Genomic DNA, 3,349 nt, shown 5'->3' on the forward strand with positions numbered 1-3,349 from the left:
GGGTTTCGGAATTTAATCTTGACGATGACCTACTCTCACATGGGGAAACCCCACACTACCATCGGCGATGCATCGTTTCACTGCTGAGTTCGGGATGGGATCAGGTGGTTCCAATGCTCTATGGTCGTCAAGAAATTCTTGAGCTGACGCGTCTTGCGACGTTCCAGCGAATTGGGTATGCGATAGTTTGTGTGTTTGCTTCTCGAACTTTCGGTTCATTGCGTCTTCACACACCGCAATCTGATGCTCTTTCGAGTAGTCAAATTGCTTGGGTGTTATATGGTCAAGCCTCACGGGCAATTAGTATTGGTTAGCTCAACGCCTCACAGCGCTTACACACCCAACCTATCAACGTCGTAGTCTTCGACGGCCCTTCAGGGGACTCAAGGTCCCAGTGAGATCTCATCTTGAGGCTAGTTTCCCGCTTAGATGCTTTCAGCGGTTATCTATTCCGAACATAGCTACCCGGCAATGCCACTGGCGTGACAACCGGAACACCAGAGGTTCGTCCACTCCGGTCCTCTCGTACTAGGAGCAGCCCCTCTCAAATCTCAAACGTCCACGGCAGATAGGGACCGAACTGTCTCACGACGTTCTAAACCCAGCTCGCGTACCACTTTAAATGGCGAACAGCCATACCCTTGGGACCGGCTTCAGCCCCAGGATGTGATGAGCCGACATCGAGGTGCCAAACACCGCCGTCGATATGAACTCTTGGGCGGTATCAGCCTGTTATCCCCGGAGTACCTTTTATCCGTTGAGCGATGGCCCTTCCATACAGAACCACCGGATCACTAAGACCTACTTTCGTACCTGCTCGACGTGTCTGTCTCGCAGTCAAGCGCGCTTTTGCCTTTATACTCTACGACCGATTTCCGACCGGTCTGAGCGCACCTTCGTACTCCTCCGTTACTCTTTAGGAGGAGACCGCCCCAGTCAAACTACCCACCATACACTGTCCTCGATCCGGATAACGGACCTGAGTTAGAACCTCAAAGTTGCCAGGGTGGTATTTCAAGGATGGCTCCACGCGAACTGGCGTCCACGCTTCAAAGCCTCCCACCTATCCTACACAAGCAAATTCAAAGTCCAGTGCAAAGCTATAGTAAAGGTTCACGGGGTCTTTCCGTCTAGCCGCGGATACACTGCATCTTCACAGCGATTTCAATTTCACTGAGTCTCGGGTGGAGACAGCGCCGCCATCGTTACGCCATTCGTGCAGGTCGGAACTTACCCGACAAGGAATTTCGCTACCTTAGGACCGTTATAGTTACGGCCGCCGTTTACCGGGGCTTCGATCAAGAGCTTCGCGTTAGCTAACCCCATCAATTAACCTTCCGGCACCGGGCAGGCGTCACACCCTATACGTCCACTTTCGTGTTTGCAGAGTGCTGTGTTTTTAATAAACAGTCGCAGCGGCCTGGTATCTTCGACCGGCATGAGCTTACGGAGCAAGTCCTTCACCCTCACCGGCGCACCTTCTCCCGAAGTTACGGTGCCATTTTGCCTAGTTCCTTCACCCGAGTTCTCTCAAGCGCCTTGGTATTCTCTACCCAACCACCTGTGTCGGTTTGGGGTACGGTTCCTGGTTACCTGAAGCTTAGAAGCTTTTCTTGGAAGCATGGCATCAACCACTTCGTGTTCTAAAAGAACACTCGTCATCAGCTCTCGGCCTTAGAATCCCGGATTTACCTAAGATTCCAGCCTACCACCTTAAACTTGGACAACCAACGCCAAGCTGGCCTAGCCTTCTCCGTCCCTCCATCGCAATAACCAGAAGTACAGGAATATTAACCTGTTTTCCATCGACTACGCTTTTCAGCCTCGCCTTAGGGACCGACTAACCCTGCGTCGATTAACGTTGCGCAGGAAACCTTGGTCTTTCGGCGTGGGTGTTTTTCACACCCATTGTCGTTACTCATGTCAGCATTCGCACTTCTGATACCTCCAGCAAGCTTCTCAACTCACCTTCACAGGCTTACAGAACGCTCCTCTACCGCATCATCCGAAGATGATACCCGTAGCTTCGGTGTATGGTTTGAGCCCCGTTACATCTTCCGCGCAGGCCGACTCGACTAGTGAGCTATTACGCTTTCTTTAAAGGGTGGCTGCTTCTAAGCCAACCTCCTAGCTGTCTAAGCCTTCCCACATCGTTTCCCACTTAACCATAACTTTGGGACCTTAGCTGACGGTCTGGGTTGTTTCCCTTTTCACGACGGACGTTAGCACCCGCCGTGTGTCTCCCATGCTCGGCACTTGTAGGTATTCGGAGTTTGCATCGGTTTGGTAAGTCGGGATGACCCCCTAGCCGAAACAGTGCTCTACCCCCTACAGTGATACATGAGGCGCTACCTAAATAGCTTTCGAGGAGAACCAGCTATCTCCGAGCTTGATTAGCCTTTCACTCCGATCCACAGGTCATCCGCTAACTTTTCAACGGTAGTCGGTTCGGTCCTCCAGTTAGTGTTACCCAACCTTCAACCTGCCCATGGATAGATCGCCCGGTTTCGGGTCTATTCCCAGCGACTAGACGCCCTATTAAGACTCGCTTTCGCTACGCCTCCCCTATTCGGTTAAGCTCGCCACTGAAAATAAGTCGCTGACCCATTATACAAAAGGTACGCAGTCACCCAACAAAGTGGGCTCCCACTGCTTGTACGCATACGGTTTCAGGATCTATTTCACTCCCCTCTCCGGGGTTCTTTTCGCCTTTCCCTCACGGTACTAGTTCACTATCGGTCAGTCAGTAGTATTTAGCCTTGGAGGATGGTCCCCCCATATTCAGACAAAGTTTCTCGTGCTCCGTCCTACTCGATTTCATGACTAAGAGATTTTCGCGTACAGGGCTATCACCCACTATGGCCGCACTTTCCAGAGCGTTCCGCTAATCTCAAAGCCACTTAAGGGCTAGTCCCCGTTCGCTCGCCACTACTAAGGGAATCTCGGTTGATTTCTTTTCCTCAGGGTACTTAGATGTTTCAGTTCCCCTGGTTCGCTTCTTAAGCCTATGTATTCAGCTTAAGATACCTAACTTATGTTAGGTGGGTTCCCCCATTCAGACATCTCCGGATCAAAGTCTGTTTGCCGACTCCCCGAAGCTTTTCGCAGGCTACCACGTCTTTCATCGCCTCTGACTGCCAAGGCATCCACCGTATGCGCTTCTTCACTTGACCATATAACCCCAAGCAATCTGGTTATACTGTGAAGACGACATTCGCCGAAAATTCGCGATTAAACTCACAAATTTTACCTTAGCCTGAATAAACACCAGTGAAAGTGTTATCCAGTCTATCTTTCTATCACATACCCAAATTTTTAAAGAACGATCTAGTCAAAGACTAGAAATCAA

At 50.7% G+C, this 3,349-nt stretch carries 2 rRNA genes; both read right to left on the bottom strand.

The window, feature by feature from the left end:
• Window positions 1-16: 16 nt before the first annotated feature.
• A 5S ribosomal RNA gene (gene rrf, locus KGB27_RS31150) occupies window positions 17-132 on the bottom strand.
• 147 nt (window positions 133-279) lie between these two features.
• A 23S ribosomal RNA gene (locus KGB27_RS31155) occupies window positions 280-3,173 on the bottom strand.
• Between the last annotated feature and the right edge of the window lie 176 nt (window positions 3,174-3,349).

The sequence above is a fragment of the Pseudomonas sp. BF-R-01 genome (assembly GCF_019946615.1).
GTDB classification, from domain to species: Bacteria; Pseudomonadota; Gammaproteobacteria; order Pseudomonadales; family Pseudomonadaceae; genus Aquipseudomonas; species Aquipseudomonas migulae.